This is a genomic window from Citrobacter sp. U14242, from assembly GCF_046555775.1.
GTDB lineage: Bacteria > Pseudomonadota > Gammaproteobacteria > Enterobacterales > Enterobacteriaceae > Citrobacter.
In genome coordinates, this window is the sequence record NZ_JBKGLW010000008.1 from 102,215 (window position 1) to 126,607 (window position 24,393).

Below are 24,393 nucleotides of genomic sequence, written 5' to 3' on the forward strand. Positions count from 1 at the left end.
TAGTGGAGTTTCGCTGTCATGCGCCTGGTGCAACTGTCCCGCCATTCTATCGCCTTCCCCTCACCGGAAGGCGCTTTACGCGAGCCTAACGGTTTGTTAGCACTGGGGGGCGATCTCAGCCCTGCCCGCCTGCTAATGGCCTACCAACGCGGTATTTTCCCGTGGTTTTCCCCAGGCGACCCTATCCTCTGGTGGTCGCCCGACCCGCGCGCCATTCTTTGGCCTGACAAATTTCACTTAAGTCGCAGCATGAAGCGCTTTCATAAACACTCACCGTATCACGTGACACTTAATTACGCGTTTGGTCAGGTCATTGAAGGATGTGCAAACGACCGGGAAGAAGGCACCTGGATAACGCATGATGTAGTGGATGCCTATCATCGGTTGCATGAACTTGGACACGCGCACTCGATTGAAGTATGGCGACAAAACGAATTAGTCGGCGGGATGTACGGCGTTGCGCAAGGTACCCTTTTCTGCGGTGAATCGATGTTCAGTCGCCAGGAAAATGCCTCCAAAACCGCACTGCTTGTTTTTTGCGCTGAATTTATCCGTCAGGGCGGAAAATTAATCGATTGCCAGGTGTTAAATACCCACACCGCGTCACTGGGAGCCATTGAGACTCCGCGCAGGGACTACCTTGAACATTTAAGCAGGCTACGCCAGCAGCGCCTACCGAGCCACTTCTGGGTGCCCAGGACGTTATTTTCGCCTCAGGAGTGAATGTTTTCGGCACATTTTTTGTCGGGGTGTTATAATTGGTGCCGCAGAGTCGGTTTAGCCCATTACCCCGCCGCCGTTAAGGAACAGTTCGCGTCAGGCAACGCCTATCGTTTATCTCATCGTTCCCTTACACGTTGCGCTTTTAGTGCAGCTTTGTTGTGTGTGGTTAGAGTAATGCGCCAAACCCGATTTGCTGCGTTTTAAACGCACAAATCTTTACTTATTAAAAGAACTTCGGCATTATCTTGCCGGTTCAAATTACGGTAGTGATACCCCAGAGGATTAGATGGCCAAAGAAGACAATATTGAAATGCAGGGTACCGTTCTCGATACGTTACCTAATACCATGTTCCGCGTAGAGTTAGAAAACGGTCACGTGGTTACTGCACACATCTCCGGTAAAATGCGTAAAAACTATATCCGCATCCTGACGGGCGACAAAGTGACTGTTGAACTAACCCCGTACGACCTGAGCAAAGGCCGCATTGTCTTCCGTAGTCGCTGATTGTTTTAACGCCTGAATGGCGTCCAGATAATAAAAGGTCGGTTTAACCGGCCTTTTTTGTGGACTGATATTACGTATTTAATCCTCGATCATTCGTGCATATTCTTCCGTGAGGAAATCCACCAATGCACGAACCGACGGTAATAACCCCCTGCGCGATGGAAAGACCGCGTGAATGATCTCTCGCTTTGGTTCCCAGCCATCCAGTAATGCCACCAATTCGCCCGCTGCTATTTGCTCTTTTACCATCAATTGCGGGAGCTGAACGACCCCTACACCTGCCACTGCCGCTTCGCGTAAAGCCAGCATATCGGTGGTGATCATACGCGGTGTGTAATGTACCTCTGCTCGCGCACCCTGTGGGCCAAATAATTCCCAGCGATGCACATGCTTACCCGTAGCCAGGCTCAGACCAGGCCATCGGGTCAGCTCCGCTGGCGCATGTAAAGTGCCCATCTGCTCGATCAATAGCGGGCTGGCATATAGGCGATGCCCCCTGTCAGCAAGTACACGCATTACCAAATCGCTATCCTCAAAAGGACGGGGTCTGACGCGAATCGCGACATCAAGCCCTTCACCTACCACATCAACCCGACGATTTGTAGCCTCAAGCTGTACGGATACATCGGGATAACGTGCCATGAAACGGGCGAGCATGGAGCCGACATGCACGTGCAGTAAAGTGACCGGACAGGTCAGCTTCACAATACCTCGCGGCTCAACCTGCAACGCCGCAATGGCATCCTGCGCTGCCTGCGCTTCCACCAGCATAGCCTTACAGTGTTCGTAGAATGTCTGCCCAACTTCAGTAACATTAAACTGCCGGGTAGTTCGCTGAATCAACCGAACCCCCAGCCTCTCCTCCAGTTGTGCAATTCGGCGGCTCAGTTTTGATTTCGGTTCATCGAGCGCCCGACCGGCCGCAGCGAATCCTCCTTCTTCAACTACGTGAACAAACCACGCGAAATCATTGAGATCCAGCTTAGTCATCTTATTGTCCTATTTATGAGACTGTGAGGGCTATTTTAGCTACTACTCAGCCCTCTGTCATGAATATAAGCTTATTCACATCAAGATAACGCCACTGAGGAGACACATATGAAACAAGTAACAGGCGTCTACACCGCACCTCGCCCACACTGGGTTGGCGATGGATTCCCGGTTCGTTCGATGTTCTCTTACCAGTCTCATGCTGAACAATTAAGTCCGTTCCTGCTGCTGGATTACGCCGGGCCACATACCTTCACCCCAGGTAATGAAAAACGTGGTGTGGGTGAGCACCCTCACCGTGGTTTCGAAACGGTGACCATCGTTTACAGCGGTGAAGTTGAACATCGTGACTCAACCGGCCGTGGTGGGATTATCGGCCCAGGCGACGTGCAGTGGATGACTGCAGGTGCAGGCATTTTACATGAAGAATTCCATTCTCCGGAATTTACCCGGAAGGGTGGCGAGCTGGAAATGGTGCAACTTTGGGTCAACCTACCAGCGAAAGACAAAATGACCGTACCAGGATATCAGGGCATTAGTAGTGATGTTATCCCTACTGTCACGCTGCCAGATGACGCCGGCACTCTCCGTGTCATTGCGGGCAGCTATCAGGAGACAAAAGGTCCGGCACATACCTTCTCGCCGCTGAATGTCTGGGATATGCGTCTGCAGCGTAATCATCAGTTCACGCTGTCTCAGCCGGAAGGATGGAGCACCGCGCTGGTCGTACTGAAAGGCAACATCACCATAAACGGCACCACCCCCGTCAGCGAGGCACAGCTGGTGGTATTAAGCCAGCAGGGTAAAACATTGCATATTGAAGCCAGTAGCGATGCCAGCGTATTGCTGTTGGCAGGCGAACCGTTGAATGAGCCGATTGTTGGTTACGGTCCGTTTGTGATGAACACGAAACAAGAAATCGCAGAAGCCGTACGCGATTTTAACTCCGGCCGCTTTGGCCAAATCTGAGTCAAAGGAGAATACTATGTCCAGTCCTGCAAACTTTAATGGTTCACGCCCGGTCATCGATGTAAATGATTCCGTTATGCTACTTATCGATCACCAGAGCGGACTTTTCCAGACCGTAGGCGATATGCCAATGCCAGAACTGCGTGCGCGTGCTGCCGCGCTGGCTAAAATGGCCTCCCTGGCGAAGATGCCGGTGATTACCACCGCATCAGTACCGCAGGGACCTAATGGCCCGTTGATCCCTGAGATCCACGCCAATGCGCCTCATGCTCAATACGTGGCGCGTAAAGGTGAAATCAACGCCTGGGATAACGAAGATTTTGTTAAAGCAGTGAAAGCGACCGGTCGTAAAACGCTGATTATTGCTGGTACCATCACCAGTGTATGCATGGCATTCCCGGCCATTAGCGCGGTAGCTGAAGGTTACAAAGTGTTCGCAGTTATCGATGCTTCCGGCACCTACAGTAAAATGGCGCAGGAAATTACCCTGGCACGTGTCGTTCAGGCAGGCGTAGTACCGATGGATACCGCCGCGGTTGCTTCCGAATTGCAGGGAACATGGAACCGTGAAGATGCCGCAGAGTGGGCAGAAGTGTACACGAAAGTCTTCCCGGCATATCAGTTGCTGATTGAGAGCTACAGCAAAGCTCAGGAAGTCGTCACCAACGGTGAAAAACTGGACTCTCAGCGCTAATCCTCTCCCCCACGCCTGTCCGGGTGGGGGAATATGTACATTGCGTAACCAAACGAATATGAACATGTAAATTCTGCTTGACCGTTTTAGCGCAACTCCCTATAGTAGCGCCCCGTTGCCCCCCATGAGGTCAGGCAGCAATACAATATGGTGAGGTGTCCGAGTGGCTGAAGGAGCACGCCTGGAAAGTGTGTATACGGCAACGTATCGGGGGTTCGAATCCCCCCCTCACCGCCATATTCAAGAGAGAGCTCGTACGCAAGTACGGGCTTTTTTTTTCGCATATTGCGCCTGCCGGGGGGATGAGAAGCCCCGACCGGGGTTCGACAACTGGCGCAGCCAGTTGGACAGACTGAGAGCGCAGCGAACAGGCTGCCCGCAGGGCGAGCAACGCGAGTCAATCCCCCCCTCACCGCCATATTCAAGAGAGAGCTCGTACGTAAGTACGGGCTTTTTTTTCGCATGTTGCATTTGCCAGATGTGACGCAAGCACCTTATCCGGCCTACATTTCTGCATCTCGTCGTAGGCCTGATAAGCAAAACGCCATCAGGCATGCCATTTATCGTCGACTAAGCAGCGTCAACACTTCGTAGTGTGCAGTATGTGGAAACATATCGAAAAGCTGGACGCGTTCAATGTGATACCCTGGCAACTCGTGAATATCCTTCGCCATGGTTTGCGCATTACAGCTGGAATAAACAATAAAACGTGGTGCCATTTGGGAAAGAAAATCGCACAGCGGTTTGCCAATACCCCGGCGCGGTGGGTTTACCAGCACCAGGTCCGGCACTTCGCCCTGAGCAGTAGCAAACTGAGTTGAATCCAGCGCCTGAAAATGCAGATTCTGCAACCCAAGCTCCTGTGCCGACTGTTTCGCACAGGCGATCGCCTCTGGCGCGATTTCAATCCCTGTCAGTTTCATCTGCGGCGTGGCGCAGTGCAGACCAAAACCCCCAACACCGCAAAACAGATCCCACATGTGATTAACAGGCAGCTGACGCACCCAGTCACGGGCGGTGGCATATAAACGTCCTGCTACTACCGGATTGGTCTGGAAGAAACTCTGCGGGCGGATCCACAGCGGCACATCGTTAAAACGTTCGGCCAGTGCCTGCTGTTCGGTCAGGAAGATTTCTGTCTCCCCTTCCATAATCGCCATATGCACAGGCTGGATATTGACGCTAATGACTTTTAACTGCGGTAATTGTGCCTGCAGCCACGGTAGCGCCGTACGCAGCTGTGCCAGTTTCGCGTCAGAACGTAAAACAAAACGCAGCATCATGCCACCGTCAAACTGGCTTTCCGTTAACAGCAGATATTTAAGCTCACCCCGTTTGCGCGCCACGTTGTAAGGCGTAAGCCCCGCGCGGGCAATAAACGGCTTTAGCACGGTAAATATGGGTGCAAAAGAAGCGGGATACAGCGGACAATCGCACAAATCTTCAGATGTACCGTCGCGATGCAGCATGCCCAGCAGCGGTTTTTCCACGCTGCCACTGACCACCATTTTAGCTTTATTTCGAAAAGCGTTTTCCGCACCACCGATCGGCGCACACCATTCCCCGACCGAAAAATCGGCCAGCAGATGCTGGAGATTGGTTGTTTTAGCAGAGAGTTGTTCGGCGATGGGCTGTGTTATCCACTGACAGGAACGACAGCGTTCAGCGTCATAAAGTGCGCACTGCATACGGAAACCTTCAAATTAACAGGGGCGAAGATTATACACGTTATTGCAAACGGAAGAACCGCCGACTGGACGCCGGAACAAACAGCAACAGCAGCACCAACATATCGGGCAATTTTTGCATCACCAGCGTACGGAAGATTTCACGTCTGGATTCCCCCGCAATGCTGAACAGCTCGGGATAGCCATAACCTAACGATGCCGCCCACAGATATCCACTGGCAATAATTTGGGTTAGCAGATAGATCCAGCGGGCCCAGTTACGCCCTTTAACCAGTGAAAAGGCACAATAAATTTCAATAAAAAGCAGCACCAGACTGCCCAGAAACACCAGCGTCAAATCCCAGGTCTGTACACTGCGATGAATAAACTCGCTCACCCCTTTCAGGCCAAGGGTGTTGAAGATCATCAGCAGGTCGAGACAGCGGATCATAATAATAGCCAGCGCCGCCACCTGCACCAAAGCAGGGACGTTTAAGCGAGCATGTGAGGTGGATGATTTCTTAAAAAATCCCAACGCGTCGTCTTCCTTGAAAACGGCGCAACCACCACAGTTGCGCCGTATAGACAGGTTGGCAGATTTTAGTTTTTTCAGCCGCGTCTTGCACGTTGGATATCGCGTATCCGTTGTTTTTCTGTTCGTGCCATCAGATACCACGCGATAAATCCGATAATTCCTACCACGCCGAGGATCAACGTCGCCAGTGCGTTGATCTCTGGGTTAACCCCCATACGCACACTGGAGAATACCAGCATTGGCAAGGTGGTCGCCCCTGGGCCAGAAACGAAACTGGCGATAACCAAATCATCCAGCGATAGCGTAAAGGCCAGCAACCAACCGGAAATGACCGCCGGCATAATCATCGGTAACGTGATGACGAAAAACACCTTCAGCGGCGTCGCGCCGAGATCCATCGCCGCTTCCTCAATAGAGTGATCCAGTTCGCGCAGACGCGACGAAATCACTACCGCGACATAAGCGGTACAGAAGGTGACGTGCGCAAGCCAGATAGTCAGCATACCGCGATCGGCTGGCCAGCCAATCGCATGTCCGAGGGCCACAAACAGCAATAACAATGATAAACCCGTAATCACATCCGGCATAACCAGCGGCGCGGTGATCATAAAGGCAAAACCGTTTGAACCACGAAAACGGCCAAAACGAACCATCACCACGGCAGCAATCGTACCAAGAATGGCCGCCATCGTCGCAGCACAGGCAGCAATCGTTAAACTCATGCCGACGGCACTCATCATTGCAGTATCGTGGAAAAGTTCACCGTACCAGCGTGTTGACCAACCCGCCCACACCGTCACCAGCCTGGAGCTGTTGAACGAATAGATAACTAACATCAGCATGGGGGCGTACAGGAAAGTAAACCCCACGACCAGGATAAAGGTCCGCCACGGCGAGCGAATGACCGGTAAGTTATTCATCCGTGTTCCCCCACGCTTTTCTGCTGATATTTATGGAACCACATGATTGGCACAATCAGTAACAGCAACATGATGATGGCAACAGCAGACGCCACCGGCCAGTCACGGTTATTGAAAAACTCCTGCCATAGCACGCGGCCGATCATAATGCTGTCCGGCCCCCCAAGCAGTTCCGGAATAACAAATTCCCCTACTGCCGGGATAAACACCAGCATTGAACCGGCGATAATCCCGCCTTTGGTCAAAGGCACAATCACGCTAAAAAAGGTTTTCAACGGCCGTGCGCCCAGATCCAATGCAGCCTCCACCAGCGAATAGTCAATGCGCGTCAGTGCGGTATAAATCGGCAGCACCATAAAGGGCAAATAGGCATAAACAATACCGATATAAACCGCCAGGTTGGTATGCAGGATCGTCAATGGCTGATCGATAACGCCCAGCCACATCAGGAAGTTGTTCAGCACCCCGTTATTTTTCAGGATCCCCATCCAGGCATAGACGCGAATCAAGAAAGAGGTCCAGGAAGGCAGGATCACCAACAACAGCAAAATATTACGTGTAGAAGGTTTACTGTGTGCCACGGCCCACGCCAGTGGGTACCCCAACAGCAGACAGCAGATCGTCGAAATCCCCGCGACCTGCAAAGACTGCAGGTAAGCATCGAAATAGAGCGGGTCGTCCGTCAGTTGCAGGAAGTTACCTAAATTGAGCGTAATAGATAGCTGACCATCGGCCCATGCCACAAGGTCAGTGTACGGCGGTATCGCCCTGGCCATCTCGGACAGGCTTATCTTGAAGACAATCAGAAACGGCAATAAAAACAGGAGAACCAGCCACACATACGGCAGCGCGATCACCAGCTTGCGACCATGTTTCATTTGCAGCCGCGACATATACAGCGTGAAACGGCTCGCTTTTTCGGCACGTGCCGGAGGTTCAAGTGTACTCATCTTTACTCCTTAAACCGTCAACACCACACAGCTGTCCGCATCCCAACACAAACGTACCTCGTCACCCCAGGTCGGTAGCCCCTTACGATAGCGATGTTCGTTTTGCAACTGGGCACTCAACATCTGGCCGCTTTTTAAACGCACGTGATAGACAGACAAATCACCCAGGTAGGCAATATGCACCACCTCGCCCACCGCAAAGTTATAGCCATCCGGCGGAGGGGCATCACAGAGCATGATTTTTTCCGGACGAAGCGCGACATACACCGGTACGTTATCGACAATGGAAGTATCAGCATCCACTTTTAGCGGATGCACCAGCCCCGGAGAATCAATCACCAGACCGTCCTCCTGACGCTCCTTTAGCAGCCCTTCAAAAACGTTTACCGAACCGATAAATTCAGCGCTGTAGCGGGTGGTCGGGTGCTCGTAGATCTCTTCCGGCTCGCCAATCTGCACAAATTTTCCGCGGTTCATGATGGCTATACGGCCCGCCATGGTCATGGCTTCTTCCTGGTCGTGTGTCACCATCACGCAGGTCACCCCTACACGCTCAAGAATATCAACCACTTCCAGCTGCATGCGGTCACGCAGTTTTTTATCCAAAGCGCCCATCGGTTCATCCAGTAACAGCAGCTTAGGGCGTTTGGCCAGGCTCCGGGCCAGTGCCACACGTTGACGCTGACCGCCTGAAAGCTGATGTGGCTTACGTTTGGCGAACTCCTGCATGTGCACCAGTCCGAGCATCTCATTCACCCGGCTAGCGATTTCCGCTTTCGGCAGCTTGTCCTGTTTGAGCCCAAAGGCAATATTCTGTTCCACCGTCATATGTGGAAACAGAGCATAGGACTGAAACATCATATTAATGGGACGCAGATAAGGTGGAACGTGCGCCAGATCGACACCGTCCAGCATGATTTGCCCAGTGGTTGGCAGCTCAAACCCCGCCAGCATGCGCAGCAGGGTTGATTTACCACAACCAGACGCACCAAGCAGGGCAAATATTTCGCCTTTGTAGATAGTGAGATTGACGTCATCGACGGCATGCTGACCGTCAAATGACTTCGTCAGGTTGCGAATTTCAAGCAGCGGGGTCAGCGCCTTACGGATTTTCGCTTGTGGGCGTGGGGTTGCATCATTCACTTAAGTGCTCTCCGGCATAAAACAAAGAAACGGTGCAAATAACGCACCTTATTGGTGCGTATTGCCGGGTTTTGTGTGTTCGGGATCGCGACATCCCCGGCAGGCACAAGCACCGCCGGGTCGTGTCCAGAACATCGGGTTATTTTCCGCTTTTTACCTTCGTCCAGGCGCGGGTACGTACACGATCGATCTTCGGATCCTGTACTTTCAGTGTGAACAGTTTGGCGCGCACGTCCGCTGGCGGATAGATACCTGGGTTATCACGAACTTCCGGGCTGACCAGCGCCGTCGCTTCTTTGTTAGCATTGGCGTAGAACACGTGATCGGAAATATGCGCAATCACATCAGGACGCAGCAAGTAATTGAGGAACTGGTAGGCTTCGTCTTTGTTTTTCGCATCTGCAGGCATCGCGAACACATCAAAGAACGCCATCGCCCCCTCTTTTGGAATAGAGAAGGAGATATTGACGCCATTTTTCGCTTCTTTCGCACGGTTTGCGGCCTGCCATACATCCCCTGCCCAGCCAATTGCTACACAGGTATCACCATTTGCCAGATCGTTAATGTATTGCGAGGAGTGGAAATAACGAATATTCGGACGCAGTTTCAACAGCAAATCGGTTGCCGGCCCGGTGTAATCATCTGCTTTCGTGCTGTTTGGATCTTTACCCAAATAATTCAGCACGGTAGCAAACACTTCTTCAGGCGCATCGAGGAAAGAGACACCGCAGCTTTTGAGTTTTTCCAGATTCTCCGGTTTCAGGATCAAATCCCAACTGTTAACCGGAGCATCCGCGCCCAGCACCGCTTTAACTTTATCCACGTTGTAGCCAATACCGGTGGTTGCCCACATATACGGCATAGCAAACTTATTGTCGGGATCGTGTTTACCCACCAGTTTCAGCAGTTCAGGATCGAGGTTTTTCCAGCCCGGCAGTTTGCTCTTATCCAGGGGCTGGAATACACCCGCAGTCAGTTGCCGTTCGAGGAAGCTGGCTGACGGGACAACGAGGTCAAAACCGGTGCTGCCAGCCATTAGCTTACCTTCCAGCACCTCATTAGAGTCAAATACATCATAAATGACTTTAATGCCGGTCTCTTTCTCAAAATTAGCCACCGTGTCCGGAGCAATATAGTCAGACCAGTTATAAATATGCAGTGTTTTTTGTTCAGCAGCGAGCGTGCCGGCAGAGAGGGTCATCAGAGCACCTGCAACCAGGCCTGATAACCATTTTTTATTTAAGGCGGTCATAATCTCTTTCCTTCTGAAAGTTCGTTAACAAACGAACAAAAAAGTCACACTCTAATGATATGCAAGAAACGTGCATATTATTTCATGCGGCATCAATGAAAGAGAGGTCTCTCTCCCCGCCGCTATTGCTCGCTGATATCCGCTGACTCATTCAACATGCATACAGCTACAGATAGCTCATAATGAGCAAATTGAACGGTGACGTTTATAAGCCTTGCAAGAATAACTTTAGCCAGGATTTGTGGATATAGCCCAGATAAAAAAACGTCTTTTATCAATTTTTTATGCAGGTTTTGTCTATGACGTAAAGCGGAAGGGGCAGAATCGAAGTGAATAACTCTTTAAGAAAAGGTTAAATGCAGAATAAAAACATGAAATATGCAACCGCTCTGGCAGCGGCTGCGCTATAGATACCCATAATCAGGAACTATTAGTGGAGGAAATGAACCTCTGCATTGCTGTTTTGCGCGTCTTCTTCGGCGTTAAACAACAACTGATGTGCCCCGGCTTCAAGGATCACCATCGATATCTGTTCCTCGCTCTGACGCACAAAACATTCAAACTGTTCAAACGTCACACCCGGCATAACGGATAAAGACTGGCAAACCACCAGCTTTGGCAGATTATCATCCTGCATATCCAGAAAGGCTTTTACCGTCAGCGAGCTGGCATTGATAGCGGACAGATCGGCGGCCAGCGGTAGCAGCGCTGAAGGTCTGACTTCCGCCATCGCAGAAAACAGAATGACGTTATCCACCAGATCAATTTTTGCATCAAAAATGCCGTCGAAGTTCTGCATGTGCGGTAGATGCAGCGCCTGACAGGTATCACATTCAAAAAAACTCATGCCCAGGTCGTCGAGCCATTGACGCAACGTATCCAGAGTGGGAACGACCAGTGATGTCATAATAATGTGCGACCTCTATTGATGAAAAAATTACCGGCACAGCTTACGCAAAAAGACCGTGTCATACCACGATCGCTATCGATATTGCGTTTAGCCGCCGATTTTAAGACAAAATTCAGGAGTAGCATGACGCTCGATCCACTGGATCATTCGCGCAGCAATATCTATCCCAGTGGTTTTCTCCACGCCTTCCAGCCCTGGAGAGGCGTTGACCTCCATAACCAGCGGTCCGCGTTCTGCACGCAGGATGTCGACGCCAGCAACGTCAAGCCCCATCGTGCGGGCAGCTTTAAGCGCAATGCCCCTTTCCTGCGGCGTGATATTGGCAATAGTGGCAACTCCGCCGCGATGCAAGTTAGAACGGAAATCGCCCTCTTTAGCCCGCCGCTCAATAGCCGCGACCACCTCATCACCCACGACGAAACAGCGAATATCTCGCCCCTTCGCCTCTTCGATATATTCCTGGACCAGAATATGGGCATTCAGACCACGAAATGCATCCACGACACTCTCTGCAGCCTGGCGCGTTTCAGCCAATACCACACCGATCCCTTGAGTCCCCTCCACCAGTTTCACCACCAGCGGCGCACCGCCGACCATATCAATCATATCGCTGGTATCATCCGGCGAGTGGGCTATCCCGGTAATGGGCAGGTCAATTCCCTGTCGCGCTAACAGTTGTAACGAGCGCAGCTTATCGCGTGCGCGGGTAATCGCGACTGACTCATTCAGCGGGTAGCTACCCAGCATCTCAAACTGGCGTAATGCTGCCGTACCGTAGAAGGTAATGGCTGAGCCAATCCTTGGGATGACCGCGTCAAAATGGGGAAGCTGACGGCCTTTATAATGGATAGAAGACGCCGCTGGGCTAATGTTCATATAACAAGAAAGAGGATCGATAACTTCAACCAGGTGACCGCGTTGCATCGCCGCTTCACGCAGGCGTTTGCAAGAATAGAGCGTTCCATCCCGGGACAAAATGGCAATTTTCACCCTGCACCTCTCTAAAAGACCTGGTAAAAGCTGGCGTATCATACACTGGGTTAAACGCTTTAGCGCATCGCCCATCCCTGTTTATGTAAATATTCCAGGATAAAGGGACGGCTTTCTTTAATGATGGTACGGCGAATATGATCGCTCCAGGTATCGCGACGCGTGTTGCTACCACGGGTCAGATAGTACTGCGCAAGCTGCTCATCATATTGCGACAATACATCCTGATCGAGCGGCTGGTACTGGTTTTCATGCACCACCAGTGTTGCTGGCAGCCGGGGCTTGATGTCCGGATTATCCGCAGGCCAGCCGAGACACAGGCCAAACAGCGGCAAAACATGCTTTGGCAGCTTCAGTAATTCCGTTACCGGCTCAATATTGTTACGCAGGCCGCCAATGAACACACCGCCAAGCCCCAGTGATTCAGCCGCTGTCAGCGCATTTTGCGCCATCATCGCCGTATCAACCACGCCAAGCAATAGTTGCTCCGCCAGCCCCAGTTGCGCATCGGGGCAAATTTGCAAATGGCGATTAAAATCAGCACAAAAAACCCAGAACTCGGCGGCCTGCGCGACGTGCTTTTGTCCACCCGATAATGTCACCAGGGACTCACGCAGATTTTGATCGGTAATACGAATTATCGTCGTGCACTGCAAAAAACTTGAGCTTGATGTCCCTTGAGCGGCAGCAATAATCGCCTCACGCTGTGCATCGGAAATACCTTCATCGGTGAAATGGCGAATGGAACGGTGGCTACGAATTAAATCAATGGTTGGAGTCATCTTTTTTTTCTCTGGCTGAATGGGAAGAAGCGTCGGGAGCACGCGACATCAGCTGCGGTGCCAACAGCTGCGCAATGCGCAACATCAATACCACCGCGGCGGGAAGCATCAACAGTACGCCCAGAAATATCATTACCACACAGGCCAATGGCCCGTTTAGCGGTGCGGGTAAAGTGAGATAATCGTTAAGCGACAACAGCGCCAGCGATAACAAAACCATCCCGATGATTTCCAGAATCAATACGCTTTTGGGTAACACGCCCACTGTGCGCATAGGTGCCTCCCGATAAATGGCGCTTAGTGTAAAACGTTCCGACAGCCCATGTTTAACAAAAATGCGGTTTGAAAGACGAAGGCATAGACTAAGGATATCAAAGCAACAGGCTGAACCTGCTTTCCATCCGTCACAAATCGCGGCATCATAACAACATTCGCCATCCGGCCTGATAAGTTCGAGGAGATAGAGATGTTTGCCGTTATTTTTGGTCGCCCAGGGTGCCCGTATTGCGTGCGCGCAAAAGAATTAGCTGAAAAATTAAGCAATGAGCATGACGATTTTAACTTCCGCTACATTGATATCCATGCCGAAGGAATAACTAAAGCAGATCTGGAAAAAACGGTAGGTAAGCCAGTTGAGACCGTTCCGCAGATTTTCGTTGATCAACAACACATCGGCGGCTGCACGGATTTTGAAGCGTGGGCAAAAGAGAATATGAATCTGTTCGCCTGATAGCTGTTTCTACGCCCTCCGCTGGAGGGCGTCATCAGTTTTTTTTCCGCCGCTGACGCTGGTTGAATAAACTACTGATAAATAAAAAACACAATGCGCCAAGCGCGCACCAAAACACTGCACTAAACAACCATGCCAGCTCTTGCCACAGCGAACGCGTCGGCATAAACACGAACCGCATCAGCAACAAGCAACACGGCGCTGCCAGTATTGCACCAAGAAGGGGTTTAAGCACTTCCCGACGGTGGGAGAAAAAGCTTGCCACAGCGCCAGGCAGTATAAAAAATAACAACCCGACCTCAGGATGCCCAGCCGCTCTAAATGCGCCTTTGATATTCAGCGTTAATGAAAGACACACTACAATAAAGAGCACAAAGCAGCAGATCGCACCCGCCCAACTTTGCTTATGTTTCAATCGTTCCTCCTGACACTCTCTCTATCGAACACTCTTTTCGCCCGCAGGCGTCCAGTCAGATAAAGTTACTCGGCATTCCATGCCAAAAACACACCCACACGATTCTTATAGCCGTTGATACGTAATGAGATTAAACTAGTCACATATATTGTCGTGCTGCATTATTTGGGGCTGTGTGCGATGCAGTCGCCCCTTAATTTCTGGCAAAAACATTAGCGTAAATTGCCATTTCTTTCAATAGCTTACTAGTAAACAAGAAGTTAGCCTCCGTGAATATAAACGTCGCAGATTTGTTAAATGGGAATTACATCCTGTTATTATTTGTGGTCCTGGCTCTGGGCCTGTGTCTGGGTAAATTACGCCTGGGGACAGTCCAACTCGGTAATTCCATTGGCGTTTTAGTGGTGTCCCTATTATTAGGTCAGCAGCACTTTAGTATTAACACTGATGCTTTAAATCTCGGCTTTATGCTGTTTATTTTTTGTGTCGGCGTCGAAGCCGGTCCCAACTTTTTTTCGATTTTTTTTCGCGATGGGAAAAATTACCTAATGCTTGCACTGGTGATGGTCGGTAGTGCACTGCTGATCGCCCTGGGACTGGGTAAGCTATTTGGCTGGGATATCGGCCTGACCGCCGGTATGTTGGCCGGCTCAATGACTTCAACGCCGGTGCTGGTCGGCGCAGGTGACACATTGCGCCATTCGGGGATGACGGGAACACAATTGTCGACCGCCCTCGACAACCTGAGCCTCGGTTACGCACTGACCTATCTGATCGGACTGGTCAGTCTGATTGTCGGTGCCCGCTATCTGCCAAAACTGCAGCACCAGGATCTCCAAACCAGCGCCCAACAAATCGCGCGTGAGCGCGGGCTGGACACTGACGCCAACCGTAAGGTCTATCTGCCGGTGATCCGTGCCTATCGTGTCGGCCCGGAACTGGTTGCCTGGGCTGACGGTAAAAATCTGCGCGAGCTGGGCATCTATCGCCAGACCGGTTGTTATATCGAACGTATCCGTCGCAACGGTATTCTGGCTAATCCGGACGGAGACGCCGTGCTGCAGATGGGCGATGAAATCGCCTTAGTGGGCTACCCGGATGCGCATGCTCGCCTCGACCCTAGCTTCCGTAATGGTAAAGAGGTGTTCGATCGCGATCTGCTCGATATGCGCATCGTCACCGAAGAGATCGTGGTCAAAAACCACAATGCCGTCGGCCGTCGTCTGGCCCAGTTGAAGCTGACTGATCATGGCTGCTTCCTGAACCGCGTGATCCGCAGCCAGATTGAGATGCCGATTGATGACAATGTGGTGCTCAATAAAGGCGACGTGTTGCAAGTAAGCGGCGATGCCCGCCGTGTGAAAACCATCGCAGACCGTATCGGCTTTATTTCCATTCACAGCCAGGTGACCGATCTGCTGGCTTTCTGCGCGTTCTTTATTATTGGCCTGATGATCGGGATGATCACCTTCCAGTTCAGTAATTTCAGCTTTGGCATCGGCAACGCGGCCGGGTTGCTGTTCGCCGGAATTATGCTCGGCTTCCTGCGTGCTAACCACCCGACGTTTGGCTACATCCCGCAGGGTGCGTTGAACATGGTGAAAGAGTTTGGCCTGATGGTCTTTATGGCTGGTGTCGGTTTGAGCGCAGGTAGCGGCATTGGTAATGGCCTCGGCGCAGTGGGTGGCCAGATGCTGATTTCAGGTCTGATTGTCAGCCTGGTGCCGGTTGTCATCTGTTTCTTGTTTGGGGCTTACGTATTGCGCATGAACCGGGCCCTGCTGTTCGGGGCAATGATGGGGGCACGTACCTGTGCGCCAGCAATGGAAATCATCAGTGATACCGCACGCAGCAACATTCCCGCTTTAGGCTATGCAGGCACATACGCGATTGCTAACGTTCTGTTGACGCTGGCAGGGACACTCATTGTCATCATCTGGCCGGGCATTGGTTAGAACTGTTTTTTTTTGCTTTTAATGAAAATTTTTTGCAGGTAAGCAGAACTTTTCTTAAAGGTGTCAGTCATAACTATTGCCACTGCTTTTCTTTGATGTCCCCAATTTGTGGAGCCCATCAACCCCGCCGTTTTGGTTCAAGGTTGATGGGTTTTTTGTTGCCTGAAATTTACCTCTCGTCCCCTCTTTATCACTCGTTCTCCCTCTGATTTGCAGCATGCCGGTTATGACTCATACTTTTAAACTGTGCTGTTTCCATAAAGGGGTTAGCAATGTTACTGACTGACAAAATCGCTGTGATTTTCGGTGGCAGCGGCGCTATTGGTAGTGCGGTTGCGCAGGCGATGGTGCGCGAAGGTGCTCATGTGTACCTGGGCGCGCGCTGTCAGGAAAAGCTTGATTGGACGGCCAGTCGCCTGCGAATGGCAGGTGGTACTGTCAATACGTTTATCACCGATGTGCTCGATGAATATGACGCCGTGGAGCAGGTTACGCACCTCGCTCAGCATACTGGCGGCATTGACGTAGTGGTCAATGCAACGGGTTTTATGCATGAACAGGGAAAACGTATTGAAGCATTGTCCCTGACTGAGTTTATGAGCGGTATCACTCCTTTCCTCTCAGCACAGTTCAACATCGCAAAAGCCGTCACACCGCATATGGGTGGTAAACGTGCTGGCGTTATTCTCTCTGTCGTCGCCCCTGCGGCCTCCATGGCGATGCCAGGCCACCTGGGCCACATTGTCGGTTGCGCGGGTGCAGAAGCCTTCATGAAAGCGCTGGCCAGCGAATTGGGCCCACGAAATATCCGTGTTCTCGGGGTACGATCGCACGCAATTATTGATGCCATGTCGGCGGGGTCTTACACGGGGGAAATATTTAGTGCCAAAGCCCAGTCGATGGGGCTAACCGTTGAGCAATGGTTGGGCGGTGCGGCACAAAGCACCATGATCGGACGCCTGCCTACGCTTGCACAAATCGCTGAGGTTACAACCTTTCTGGCTTCAGACCATGCCGGAGCAATGACCGCTACGGTGGTCAATATTACCGGGGGCGCAACCGTAAGCTAATTTACCCGCTCTTTCACGCCGTGCGCTGCTGCGAACCTTTTTTTGCGCTCGGGCGGGAACACAATGCTATACCGCACATAATAACCAACGCGCTGACCAGATGGTATGAATGCAGAGTAACGTGCATAAACATCACGCTAAATAATCCGCCACTCAGTGGAATCAAGTGTGAATAGATCTCTCCGCGCGTTGCGCCAATGGTGCTAATCCCTTTGTTCCATAACAGATATGACAGCCAGGAAGGAAAAATAACAAGGTATGCCAGCCCAGTAATAACCCCCGTATTTGCATAGCTATTCCAGCCCGGCATACCATTGTGTATCAACTCCAGAGTCAATACTGGAATAAGTACCATCGCGCCTATCAGGGCGCTCACGGCGACAAAGGCGTTTCCCTTTACCTCAACCGGTTTAATGCGTAAAAAAGCGCAATAGACCGCCCAACTCAGCGCTGACCCCATCGTCCAGAAATCGCCCTGATTCAGGTGTTCAAACACCCGCGCGTGCATCACATCACCCTGCGATACCAACCAGATAACGCCAACGGTACTGAGGATCACGCCGGCAATATTACGCGCAGAGATCCGCTCTCTAAAAAAGAATTTATTGATTAACAGGACGAGAGCCGGTGTGGTGGACATATAAATCGCCGCATTGAGCGACGTTGTATATTGCAGACCGATATACAACGTTAAGGGGAAAAGAACCTGACCACATAACGCGAGGAACACGATAGTACCAAAGGATTTTCTCATCGCTGGCCACTGCACGGCGATCTGTCGGAAATAAAGCGTCATCAATAGCAATGCGGTAAATACCCAGCGTGCTGCTGATAAAACGATGGGATTAACATCGGCAACCAATATATGGCCGACCACATAGTTCCCGCCCCAAAAACAGGCAGCCAGACTGAGTAAAAGATAGGGCATATTTGCGCCTTATTGTCAGTTGTACGGTATGACCACAAGGCTACGGCGGCGTGAGAATGAATGCTAATATAACGTTTTCATCCTTGTGCATAGATTAAAACTATGAAATTCACGCTAAGGCAACTTGAGTTTTACATCGCACTTGCAGAAACATTACAAATTTCCAAAGCTGCTGCGCGCTGCCATATTTCTCAGTCATCAATGACCATTGCCATGCGGAATCTGGAAGTATCATTAGACGTGCAGCTATTTGTACGTTACCCCAAAGGCGTGAAGCTCACCGCCGAGGGCGAGCGCTTTCTGGCACATGCCTGCAACATCATCAACAGTAGCCACTCGGCAGTTGACGCTTTGCATGACCGGAGCGACATTCTCACCGGCACGGTGCGCATAGGCATTGCCGAAACGCTCTCTGCCTATCTTATCCCGGATATACTCAACGATCTTGAACGACGCTTCCCTTTGCTGGAGATCGTATTTTATGAAGCTACTGCACCGGAACTGGTACAGGCGCTACGGGAAAAAAAGGTCGATTTTTGCCTGCTCCTGACCTCAAATATCAGCCACGACACCGATCTGGAAATCGAAACATTCATTCGTTCACAACGCCGCCTGTGGACGTCTGTTGGACATCCGCTCCAGAGCCAGCCCTCGATCCACCTTACTGATGTCGTAAAACAGCCGTTTTTACTGCTGGAAACCGATAAATACCCTGACGTGATCATCGATTACTGGCAGCAGCGTGGCTATACGCCCAATATCTGTTTTCGCAGCAACTCTTTTGAGGCAATAAGAAGCCTGGTGGCAAAAGGCAGAGGAATAACCATTTTATCTGATCTTGTTTATCGCCCGTGGTCGCTGGATGGCCTGCGCGTCATGCACAGAACAATTGATGATTTTATTACCTGGATGGACGTCGGGACGGTAAAAACAGCGGCTCAACCGCTGACAACAGAGGCGATGAAAGTCATCGACTTTTTACGTCAGGCGATTTCCCGCCTCGACAAGCCATTTTAATGATTTTACTTCTGCGGCACGCCAGCAATGCGTTCCACCATCGTCAGAATATCTTCTCGCGATAGCGGTTTTTTGTCCGTGACAAAATGCAGCGTCATGCCTTCAAGAAACGCATCCAACGCGCGTGCGGTTACCGGCTCGAACCACTGTTCCAGCGTCTGCTGGCTGCGTAACATCCAGTTTTGCATAACCGTCTTTAACGCCGGTTTACGACTGGCAAACGCATACAATTGGTACATGAGTTCCATATTGCCAGGCGTAGTGACCTGGGAGCTATAGATCATATCGGTAATGGCATGGCAGGCCTGTGGCGCATTTTCAACACTGGCAAAAAATGCCTGATATTGCACAGACATGGTGTCAGTAAAACGCTCGAATGCCTCCATTAAAAGCTCATCTATTCCCGAAAAGTAATAGGTCATTGAGCCCAGCGGCACCTCGGCAATCATGGCGATTTTCCGGTGTGTAACCCCATGAATACCATGGATTATAACCGCATCCAGCGTGGCCTGGACTATTTTATCCCGTCGTCGTGGGTCGTTCGCGCGTCGCACTGCATTCCCTCTTTTTGCATTTGTGTACAAATGTACACAACCTTGCTAATGTTGTCTTCTTTCCTCTTTTCTTTGGCTCGAATTCATGACTGGCATCTCATCACGCAAAGCCTTAAGACGCCGTATGTGGGCGCTTTTCACATTCTTCTTTTTACCAGGATTATTAATGGCTTCCTGGGCGACGCGTACCCCTGCTATCCGAGACATCCTCTCTATTTCCACTGCCGAAATGGGCGCGGTGCTGTTTGGACTCTCAATTGGCTCGATGAGTGGCATTCTTTGTTCGGCCTGGCTGGTGAAACGATTTGGCACACGAAACGTCATCCGCACCACCATGTCATGCGCGGTGCTGGGAATGATAATTCTCAGCCTCGCATTATGGTTGCATTCCGCCTGGCTGTTCGCGTTTGGTCTGGGCGTGTTTGGTGCCAGTTTTGGCGCGGCTGAAGTTGCAATCAACGTCGAAGGCGCAGCGGTTGAGCGTGAAATGAACAAAACTGTGCTGCCGATGATGCATGGTTTCTACAGCCTGGGAACGCTGGCTGGCGCAGGCGTTGGCATGGTACTTACCGCCGTCAGCGTTCCGGCGACCGCGCATATTCTGCTGGCGGCGATGGTGGCTATTACCCCTATTTTTATCGCGATTAAGGCTATCCCCGACGGCACAGGTAAGAATGCTACTGACGGTTCGCACACCGCTGAAAAAGGGTTGCCATTCTATCGCGATATCCAGTTGCTGCTGATTGGCGTCGTGGTGCTGGCGATGGCGTTTGCCGAAGGTTCCGCCAACGACTGGCTGCCATTACTGATGGTTGATGGGCATGGATTTAGCCCGACATCCGGATCGCTGATTTATGCCGGCTTTACGCTCGGTATGACCGTCGGGCGCTTCACCGGTGGCTGGTTTATCGACCGCTACAGCCGTGTGGCAGTAGTCCGCGCCAGTGCACTGATGGGTGCGATCGGTATCAGCCTGATCATTTTTGTCGACAGCTCATGGGTGGCTGGTGTCTCGGTGATCCTTTGGGGGCTAGGGGCTTCTCTCGGCTTCCCGCTGACTATTTCGGCCGCCAGCGATACCGGCCCTGATGCGCCAACCCGCGTGAGCGTTGTTGCGACTACTGGCTATCTGGCATTCCTGGTCGGCCCGCCGCTGCTGGGCTATTTGGGTGAACACTATGGCCTGCGCAGCGCCATGCTGGTTGTGCTGGCGCTGGTGCTTGTCGCGGCCATCGTTGCGAAGGCTGTTGCTAAACCGGATGTCAAAAATACAACTGTGATGGAGAACGGCTAATGGGTATCAAGTTAATTGCAGTAGACATGGACGGCACGTTTTTAAGTGACCAAAAGACCTATAACCGCGAGCGGTTTATGGCGCAGTACCGTCAAATGAAAGCGCAGGGGATCCGCTTTGTGGTCGCCAGCGGCAATCAGTATTACCAGCTGATCTCTTTTTTCCCCGAACTGGCCAATGAAATCTCATTTGTGGCAGAAAACGGGGGCTGGGTGGTCAGCGAAGGGGAAGATATTTTTAACGGTGAGCTGGCTAAAGACGATTTCCAGACCATCGTGGAGCATCTGCTGACCCGCGCAGACATCGAGATTATCGCCTGCGGCAAAAACAGCGCCTACACCCTGAAACAGTACAGCGATGAGCATAAATCCATCTCTGCCATGTATTATCACCGTCTTGAATTTGTCGATAACTTCGACAACATCAATGATGTATTCTTCAAGTTTGGGCTGAATATCTCCGACGATCGCATTCCCCAGGTGCAGGCAGATCTTCATGAGGCGATTGGCGACATTATGGTACCGGTGCATACCGGATACGGCAGTATCGATTTAATTATTCCGGGCGTTCATAAAGCCAACGGTTTACGCCTGCTGCAACAACGCTGGAATATCAGCGACGATGAAGTCGTGGTATTTGGTGATGGTGGAAATGATATTGAGATGCTACGCCAGGCCGGATTTAGCTTCGCAATGGCCAACGCTCACGAACCCGTTGTTCAGGCAGCAAAATATCGTGCGGGTTCGAATAACGAAGAAGGCGTGCTGAATGTCATAGATCGTGTACTAAAAAATGAAGCGCCCTTTACTCGTTAACGCATCAGCACAGACGGCAACAAAATGATGGCATGATCTATTCATAATCCGCCTCAAAATTAACCCGCTGGATTATTAACTCCAGTGAATATTTCAGGCGAGCGAATTATGAAAAAAAGTGTACTGATGGCAACAGTGTTGCTGGGATTTGCAGGAACAGCATCTGCACAGAATGTTACTGTTGATGTGCCAGGCGGATACAAAGTGGTGGTTGTTCCTTCTTCCGTCAACGTTCCGCAGGCGGTCAGTGTCACTACTGCCCCGCAAACGGTTTATGTTGCTCCGGCAGCCACTCCAGCCCCTGTTTACCGCGCACATCCGTATGCGCGTCATGTCGCCAGCGTAGGTGAAGGGATGGTCATTGAGCATCAGATTGACGACCATCACTAATGATTGCAAAGCCCGGAAACCGGGCTTTAACCTTCCCGGGAATTCCCTACCCGCTTATCTTTTAGAAAGATAACCATCAGAATCAGCCACAGCACACCGCTCGCCAGATTAAACAGACTGAACAAGCCGTTTCCACCCAACAGATAAGCATGTTTGCTCAGCTCAATACCGACGGTAAATATCAGCATTTGCAGCATACCCATTGCTGCTGAAACTGTCCCTTTGCTCATTTCACTGGCAAACAGCGTCAGGCGCACCAACCCGGCATTCGCCACGCCAATGCCAAACGCATAAAGACTTAAACCTGCCGTCATCCACAGATACGCATGAGAAGAAACAACCGTGGCCGCGGCGGCAATGATCAATCCCATAGAGATTGGCCAGCCCCCCATGATAATCAGCGAGCGCACCGTGCGGCGTGATGTCAGACGCGCCAGCACCAGGTTACCGGCAATCAGTGCGCCAAAAATCGGTACCTGAAGCAGGCCATATTCATAACTGCTGAGATGTTCGCCACTGATAATAATGATCGGGGACTGCGCAATCCACGCCAGCAATGGCAGACTGACAAAGCCCAATGCCAGTGCGCCTGCGACAAACCGCACATTCTTTAGCACCAGCTTATAATCTTTGCCCAACTCTTTAATGGAAAGCTTCTCGCCCAGACGGGTGGCCGTTTCCGGCATCGCGCGCTGCAGGCCAAAAAAGGCGATGGCAGCCAGCGCGGCAAACAGGACAAACATGCCTTCCCACGGAAGGACATGTACCCAGGCGGCCCCAACCAACGGCCCCAAAAGTGGTGCAATCAATGCTACGTTTGCCATTAACGCAGTAATTTTAATGCACACCGCTTCTTCAAAGGACTCCTGAATTGCGGCGTAACCTACCGCGCCAATAAAGCACAGGCTAATCCCCTGTAAAAAACGCAGGAAAGTAAATTGCTCAATATTTTGTGCAAACAGCGTTGCAAGGCAGGTCACAATGAACCAAACCACCCCGGTTAACATCACCGGACGACGACCAACACGATCCGACAGCGGCCCTAACAACCACTGTAAAAACATGCCGCCTGCCAGATAAGCGGTCATGGACGTTGGAACCCAATCTAAACCGGCCTGATATTGCTCCACCACCGCCAACATTCCGGGTTGGATCATATCGTTACCGATATACGTAGAGAATTCGTAAAGCACCAGACAGAGAGGGAAAAGTAATGCCTGACGTCCCAAGCGGGCGCCTGAAGATAAACGGTTCTGCATGCAATCTCTTAACAAATGAAAAAACGCGCAAAGTGTAATAAATGCGCCGTACTGGTGATAGTGAATTATGTGATTTGAAAGCAAAATGCGCACATTTTTACACTCAATTGCACGAGAGCTTTTTGTTTTAAGGTTAATTTAAGTTGAGACCGCTATCATGCTCAATAAGCCTCATTAATTGTCTTAAAAAGAGTCAGTTAACAGACAAATAGGACAAGACCGCTTTTTATCGCCTGAAAGTAATTTTATGATCCCCAATAGGGGCCTTTTTAACGATTACATTGAGTCTGGATGTTATGCTGGAAAATCTGAACAATTCGCTTTTTTACCTGATCAACGCCACGCCGGACTCTGCGCAATGGACGATCTCGCTCGCCATTTTTATTGCCAAAGATCTGATTAGCATCGTACCGCTACTGGCGATCATTCTCTGGCTTTGGGGGCCGCAAAACCGCGTGACCCTCCAGCGCCAGTTGGTCATAAAAATGGCGATTGCGCTGGCAGTCGGCCTGACCATTTCATGGCTCATGGGTCATTTATTCCCTCACGACCGGCCATTCGTCAATCATATCGGCTATAACTTCCTGCACCATGCCGCAGATGACTCTTTCCCGAGCGACCACGGTACTGTTATCTTTACCTTCGCGTTGGCCTTCCTGTTCTGGCACCGCCTGTGGTCCGGAGCACTGTTGATGGTCGTCGCCGTGGCGATTGCCTGGTCACGTGTTTACCTCGGCGTACACTGGCCGCTGGATATGCTGGGGGGGTTACTGGCAGGGCTGATCGGCTGCCTGAGCGCCCAGATGATCTGGCAACGATTCGGCACAACCCTGTACCACGGTTTGCAGACCTGCTATCGCACCTGCTTCGCCCTGCCTATTCGTAAAGGCTGGGTACGTGACTAACCCACGGTAAAGAGAGTAGTATTACGCGCGA

Annotated in this window: 27 protein-coding genes, 1 tRNA gene and 1 other RNA gene; 14 read left to right on the top strand and 15 right to left on the bottom strand. The window is 51.2% G+C overall.

The window, feature by feature from the left end:
• The first annotated feature begins 18 nt into the window (after positions 1–18).
• Positions 19–723 (top strand): leucyl/phenylalanyl-tRNA--protein transferase, encoded by a 705-nt coding sequence (gene aat / locus ACLJXE_RS14590; RefSeq protein ID WP_286628231.1) that lies wholly within the window; start codon positions 19–21, stop codon positions 721–723.
• Between the two features lie 286 nt (positions 724–1,009).
• A complete protein-coding gene (gene infA, locus ACLJXE_RS14595) occupies positions 1,010–1,228 on the top strand; it encodes a translation initiation factor IF-1 (protein WP_002211347.1) in 219 nt (72 codons plus the stop codon).
• Between the two features lie 78 nt (positions 1,229–1,306).
• Here the strand turns inward: infA and ACLJXE_RS14600 are convergent, their stop codons facing one another.
• Positions 1,307–2,218: a LysR family transcriptional regulator gene (locus ACLJXE_RS14600; protein WP_410751253.1), complete on the bottom strand. Its 912-nt coding sequence runs from the start codon at positions 2,216–2,218 to the stop codon at positions 1,307–1,309.
• Positions 2,219–2,326: 108 nt separating this feature from the next.
• Between ACLJXE_RS14600 and ACLJXE_RS14605 the strand changes: the two genes are divergently transcribed.
• The 4 genes from ACLJXE_RS14605 (at position 2,327) to ACLJXE_RS14620 (ending at position 4,299) form a co-directional block, all read left to right on the top strand.
• Positions 2,327–3,187, top strand: coding sequence for a pirin family protein (locus tag ACLJXE_RS14605; RefSeq protein WP_410751254.1), 861 nt, complete (start codon positions 2,327–2,329; stop codon positions 3,185–3,187).
• A 16-nt stretch (positions 3,188–3,203) separates the two neighbouring features.
• On the top strand, positions 3,204–3,881 hold the full coding sequence (locus tag ACLJXE_RS14610) for an isochorismatase family protein (RefSeq protein WP_061067608.1): 678 nt from the start codon (positions 3,204–3,206) through the stop codon (positions 3,879–3,881).
• A 149-nt stretch (positions 3,882–4,030) separates the two neighbouring features.
• Positions 4,031–4,118, top strand: a tRNA-Ser gene (locus ACLJXE_RS14615).
• A gap of 45 nt (positions 4,119–4,163) precedes the next feature.
• A non-coding RNA gene (locus tag ACLJXE_RS14620) (RtT sRNA) lies at positions 4,164–4,299 on the top strand.
• A gap of 142 nt (positions 4,300–4,441) precedes the next feature.
• Here the strand turns inward: ACLJXE_RS14620 and rlmC are convergent.
• From rlmC to ACLJXE_RS14670, 10 genes are all read right to left on the bottom strand, one after another.
• Positions 4,442–5,569 (bottom strand): 23S rRNA (uracil(747)-C(5))-methyltransferase RlmC, encoded by a 1,128-nt coding sequence (gene rlmC, locus ACLJXE_RS14625; protein ID WP_410751255.1) that lies wholly within the window; start codon positions 5,567–5,569, stop codon positions 4,442–4,444.
• A 40-nt stretch (positions 5,570–5,609) separates the two neighbouring features.
• Positions 5,610–6,131 carry a YbjO family protein gene (locus ACLJXE_RS14630; protein WP_410751345.1) on the bottom strand — a complete coding sequence of 174 codons (522 nt, stop codon included), beginning with the start codon at positions 6,129–6,131 and terminating at the stop codon, positions 5,610–5,612.
• Between the two features lie 26 nt (positions 6,132–6,157).
• Positions 6,158–7,003, bottom strand: a complete 846-nt coding sequence (potI, locus tag ACLJXE_RS14635) for a putrescine ABC transporter permease PotI (RefSeq protein WP_286628236.1) — start codon at positions 7,001–7,003, stop codon at positions 6,158–6,160.
• Positions 7,000–7,953, bottom strand: coding sequence for a putrescine ABC transporter permease PotH (gene potH / locus ACLJXE_RS14640; protein WP_286628237.1), 954 nt, complete (start codon positions 7,951–7,953; stop codon positions 7,000–7,002). The genes potI and potH overlap by 4 nt, the downstream gene beginning before the upstream one ends.
• Positions 7,954–7,962: 9 nt before the next feature.
• Positions 7,963–9,096: a putrescine ABC transporter ATP-binding subunit PotG gene (gene potG, locus ACLJXE_RS14645; protein ID WP_061067606.1), complete on the bottom strand. Its 1,134-nt coding sequence runs from the start codon at positions 9,094–9,096 to the stop codon at positions 7,963–7,965.
• Positions 9,097–9,235: 139 nt separating this feature from the next.
• Positions 9,236–10,348, bottom strand: a complete 1,113-nt coding sequence (gene potF / locus ACLJXE_RS14650; RefSeq protein ID WP_286628238.1) for a spermidine/putrescine ABC transporter substrate-binding protein PotF — start codon at positions 10,346–10,348, stop codon at positions 9,236–9,238.
• Positions 10,349–10,778: 430 nt separating this feature from the next.
• A complete protein-coding gene (locus ACLJXE_RS14655) occupies positions 10,779–11,255 on the bottom strand; it encodes a YbjN domain-containing protein (protein WP_286628239.1) in 477 nt (158 codons plus the stop codon).
• Between the two features lie 90 nt (positions 11,256–11,345).
• Entirely contained in the window at positions 11,346–12,248 is a 903-nt protein-coding gene (rimK, locus tag ACLJXE_RS14660) for a 30S ribosomal protein S6--L-glutamate ligase (RefSeq protein ID WP_286628240.1), read from the bottom strand.
• 59 nt (positions 12,249–12,307) lie between these two features.
• A complete protein-coding gene (gene nfsA, locus ACLJXE_RS14665) occupies positions 12,308–13,030 on the bottom strand; it encodes a nitroreductase NfsA (RefSeq protein WP_410751256.1) in 723 nt (240 codons plus the stop codon).
• Positions 13,014–13,304, bottom strand: a complete 291-nt coding sequence (locus ACLJXE_RS14670) for a YbjC family protein (RefSeq protein ID WP_286628242.1) — start codon at positions 13,302–13,304, stop codon at positions 13,014–13,016. The genes nfsA and ACLJXE_RS14670 overlap by 17 nt, the downstream gene beginning before the upstream one ends.
• A gap of 192 nt (positions 13,305–13,496) precedes the next feature.
• Between ACLJXE_RS14670 and ACLJXE_RS14675 the strand changes: the two genes are divergently transcribed.
• The gene (locus ACLJXE_RS14675) at positions 13,497–13,760 is read left to right on the top strand and encodes a GrxA family glutaredoxin (RefSeq protein WP_005123606.1); all 264 of its coding nucleotides are present in this window, start codon (positions 13,497–13,499) and stop codon (positions 13,758–13,760) included.
• Between the two features lie 34 nt (positions 13,761–13,794).
• On the opposite strand, the gene ACLJXE_RS14680 is transcribed toward ACLJXE_RS14675, so the two are convergent.
• Positions 13,795–14,175 carry an inner membrane protein YbjM gene (locus ACLJXE_RS14680; RefSeq protein WP_286628243.1) on the bottom strand — a complete coding sequence of 127 codons (381 nt, stop codon included), beginning with the start codon at positions 14,173–14,175 and terminating at the stop codon, positions 13,795–13,797.
• A gap of 269 nt (positions 14,176–14,444) precedes the next feature.
• Here ACLJXE_RS14680 and ACLJXE_RS14685 point away from each other — a divergent pair, with 269 nt between their 5' ends.
• Positions 14,445–16,130, top strand: coding sequence for an aspartate:alanine antiporter (locus tag ACLJXE_RS14685; protein ID WP_286628244.1), 1,686 nt, complete (start codon positions 14,445–14,447; stop codon positions 16,128–16,130).
• Between the two features lie 272 nt (positions 16,131–16,402).
• Entirely contained in the window at positions 16,403–17,200 is a 798-nt protein-coding gene (locus ACLJXE_RS14690) for an SDR family NAD(P)-dependent oxidoreductase (RefSeq protein ID WP_410751257.1), read from the top strand.
• A 13-nt stretch (positions 17,201–17,213) separates the two neighbouring features.
• On the opposite strand, the gene ACLJXE_RS14695 is transcribed toward ACLJXE_RS14690, so the two are convergent.
• Entirely contained in the window at positions 17,214–18,128 is a 915-nt protein-coding gene (locus ACLJXE_RS14695; protein WP_410751258.1) for a DMT family transporter, read from the bottom strand.
• A 102-nt stretch (positions 18,129–18,230) separates the two neighbouring features.
• Between ACLJXE_RS14695 and ACLJXE_RS14700 the strand changes: the two genes are divergently transcribed.
• A complete protein-coding gene (locus tag ACLJXE_RS14700) occupies positions 18,231–19,145 on the top strand; it encodes a LysR family transcriptional regulator (protein WP_410751259.1) in 915 nt (304 codons plus the stop codon).
• A gap of 5 nt (positions 19,146–19,150) precedes the next feature.
• On the opposite strand, the gene ACLJXE_RS14705 is transcribed toward ACLJXE_RS14700, so the two are convergent.
• Positions 19,151–19,699 (bottom strand): TetR/AcrR family transcriptional regulator, encoded by a 549-nt coding sequence (locus ACLJXE_RS14705; RefSeq protein ID WP_286628248.1) that lies wholly within the window; start codon positions 19,697–19,699, stop codon positions 19,151–19,153.
• A gap of 85 nt (positions 19,700–19,784) precedes the next feature.
• Here ACLJXE_RS14705 and ACLJXE_RS14710 point away from each other — a divergent pair, with 85 nt between their 5' ends.
• From ACLJXE_RS14710 to ACLJXE_RS14720, 3 genes are all read left to right on the top strand, one after another.
• A complete protein-coding gene (locus ACLJXE_RS14710) occupies positions 19,785–20,993 on the top strand; it encodes an MFS transporter (protein WP_410751260.1) in 1,209 nt (402 codons plus the stop codon).
• Positions 20,993–21,808, top strand: coding sequence for a Cof-type HAD-IIB family hydrolase (locus ACLJXE_RS14715; protein WP_271440621.1), 816 nt, complete (start codon positions 20,993–20,995; stop codon positions 21,806–21,808). Before ACLJXE_RS14710 ends, ACLJXE_RS14715 begins: the two co-directional genes overlap by 1 nt.
• Before the next feature lie 108 nt (positions 21,809–21,916).
• A complete protein-coding gene (locus tag ACLJXE_RS14720; protein ID WP_286628250.1) occupies positions 21,917–22,198 on the top strand; it encodes a hypothetical protein in 282 nt (93 codons plus the stop codon).
• Between the two features lie 26 nt (positions 22,199–22,224).
• Here the strand turns inward: ACLJXE_RS14720 and ACLJXE_RS14725 are convergent, their stop codons facing one another.
• Positions 22,225–23,457: an MFS transporter gene (locus ACLJXE_RS14725; RefSeq protein ID WP_286628251.1), complete on the bottom strand. Its 1,233-nt coding sequence runs from the start codon at positions 23,455–23,457 to the stop codon at positions 22,225–22,227.
• A 296-nt stretch (positions 23,458–23,753) separates the two neighbouring features.
• Here ACLJXE_RS14725 and ybjG point away from each other — a divergent pair, with 296 nt between their 5' ends.
• The gene (ybjG, locus tag ACLJXE_RS14730; protein WP_410751261.1) at positions 23,754–24,362 is read left to right on the top strand and encodes an undecaprenyl-diphosphate phosphatase; all 609 of its coding nucleotides are present in this window, start codon (positions 23,754–23,756) and stop codon (positions 24,360–24,362) included.
• Positions 24,363–24,393: the final 31 nt, after the last annotated feature.

What these genes read in the sequence shown, in the direction of transcription:
- ACLJXE_RS14670 (WP_286628242.1), bottom strand. Translation starts at nt 13,304, where the DNA reads ATGCGCACAGTGGGCGTGTTACCCAAAAGCGTATTGATTCTGGAAATC.
- ACLJXE_RS14710 (WP_410751260.1), top strand. Translation starts at nt 19,785, where the DNA reads ATGACTGGCATCTCATCACGCAAAGCCTTAAGACGCCGTATGTGGGCG.
- infA (WP_002211347.1), top strand. Translation starts at nt 1,010, where the DNA reads ATGGCCAAAGAAGACAATATTGAAATGCAGGGTACCGTTCTCGATACG.
- ACLJXE_RS14655 (WP_286628239.1), bottom strand. Translation starts at nt 11,255, where the DNA reads ATGACATCACTGGTCGTTCCCACTCTGGATACGTTGCGTCAATGGCTC.
- ACLJXE_RS14610 (WP_061067608.1), top strand. Translation starts at nt 3,204, where the DNA reads ATGTCCAGTCCTGCAAACTTTAATGGTTCACGCCCGGTCATCGATGTA.
- ACLJXE_RS14605 (WP_410751254.1), top strand. Translation starts at nt 2,327, where the DNA reads ATGAAACAAGTAACAGGCGTCTACACCGCACCTCGCCCACACTGGGTT.
- nfsA (WP_410751256.1), bottom strand. Translation starts at nt 13,030, where the DNA reads ATGACTCCAACCATTGATTTAATTCGTAGCCACCGTTCCATTCGCCAT.
- ACLJXE_RS14600 (WP_410751253.1), bottom strand. Translation starts at nt 2,218, where the DNA reads ATGACTAAGCTGGATCTCAATGATTTCGCGTGGTTTGTTCACGTAGTT.
- ACLJXE_RS14700 (WP_410751259.1), top strand. Translation starts at nt 18,231, where the DNA reads ATGAAATTCACGCTAAGGCAACTTGAGTTTTACATCGCACTTGCAGAA.
- potI (WP_286628236.1), bottom strand. Translation starts at nt 7,003, where the DNA reads ATGAATAACTTACCGGTCATTCGCTCGCCGTGGCGGACCTTTATCCTG.
- potF (WP_286628238.1), bottom strand. Translation starts at nt 10,348, where the DNA reads ATGACCGCCTTAAATAAAAAATGGTTATCAGGCCTGGTTGCAGGTGCT.
- ACLJXE_RS14695 (WP_410751258.1), bottom strand. Translation starts at nt 18,128, where the DNA reads ATGCCCTATCTTTTACTCAGTCTGGCTGCCTGTTTTTGGGGCGGGAAC.
- ACLJXE_RS14675 (WP_005123606.1), top strand. Translation starts at nt 13,497, where the DNA reads ATGTTTGCCGTTATTTTTGGTCGCCCAGGGTGCCCGTATTGCGTGCGC.
- ACLJXE_RS14715 (WP_271440621.1), top strand. Translation starts at nt 20,993, where the DNA reads ATGGGTATCAAGTTAATTGCAGTAGACATGGACGGCACGTTTTTAAGT.
- ACLJXE_RS14720 (WP_286628250.1), top strand. Translation starts at nt 21,917, where the DNA reads ATGAAAAAAAGTGTACTGATGGCAACAGTGTTGCTGGGATTTGCAGGA.
- ybjG (WP_410751261.1), top strand. Translation starts at nt 23,754, where the DNA reads ATGCTGGAAAATCTGAACAATTCGCTTTTTTACCTGATCAACGCCACG.
- potH (WP_286628237.1), bottom strand. Translation starts at nt 7,953, where the DNA reads ATGAGTACACTTGAACCTCCGGCACGTGCCGAAAAAGCGAGCCGTTTC.
- ACLJXE_RS14725 (WP_286628251.1), bottom strand. Translation starts at nt 23,457, where the DNA reads ATGCAGAACCGTTTATCTTCAGGCGCCCGCTTGGGACGTCAGGCATTA.
- ACLJXE_RS14690 (WP_410751257.1), top strand. Translation starts at nt 16,403, where the DNA reads ATGTTACTGACTGACAAAATCGCTGTGATTTTCGGTGGCAGCGGCGCT.
- rlmC (WP_410751255.1), bottom strand. Translation starts at nt 5,569, where the DNA reads ATGCAGTGCGCACTTTATGACGCTGAACGCTGTCGTTCCTGTCAGTGG.
- aat (WP_286628231.1), top strand. Translation starts at nt 19, where the DNA reads ATGCGCCTGGTGCAACTGTCCCGCCATTCTATCGCCTTCCCCTCACCG.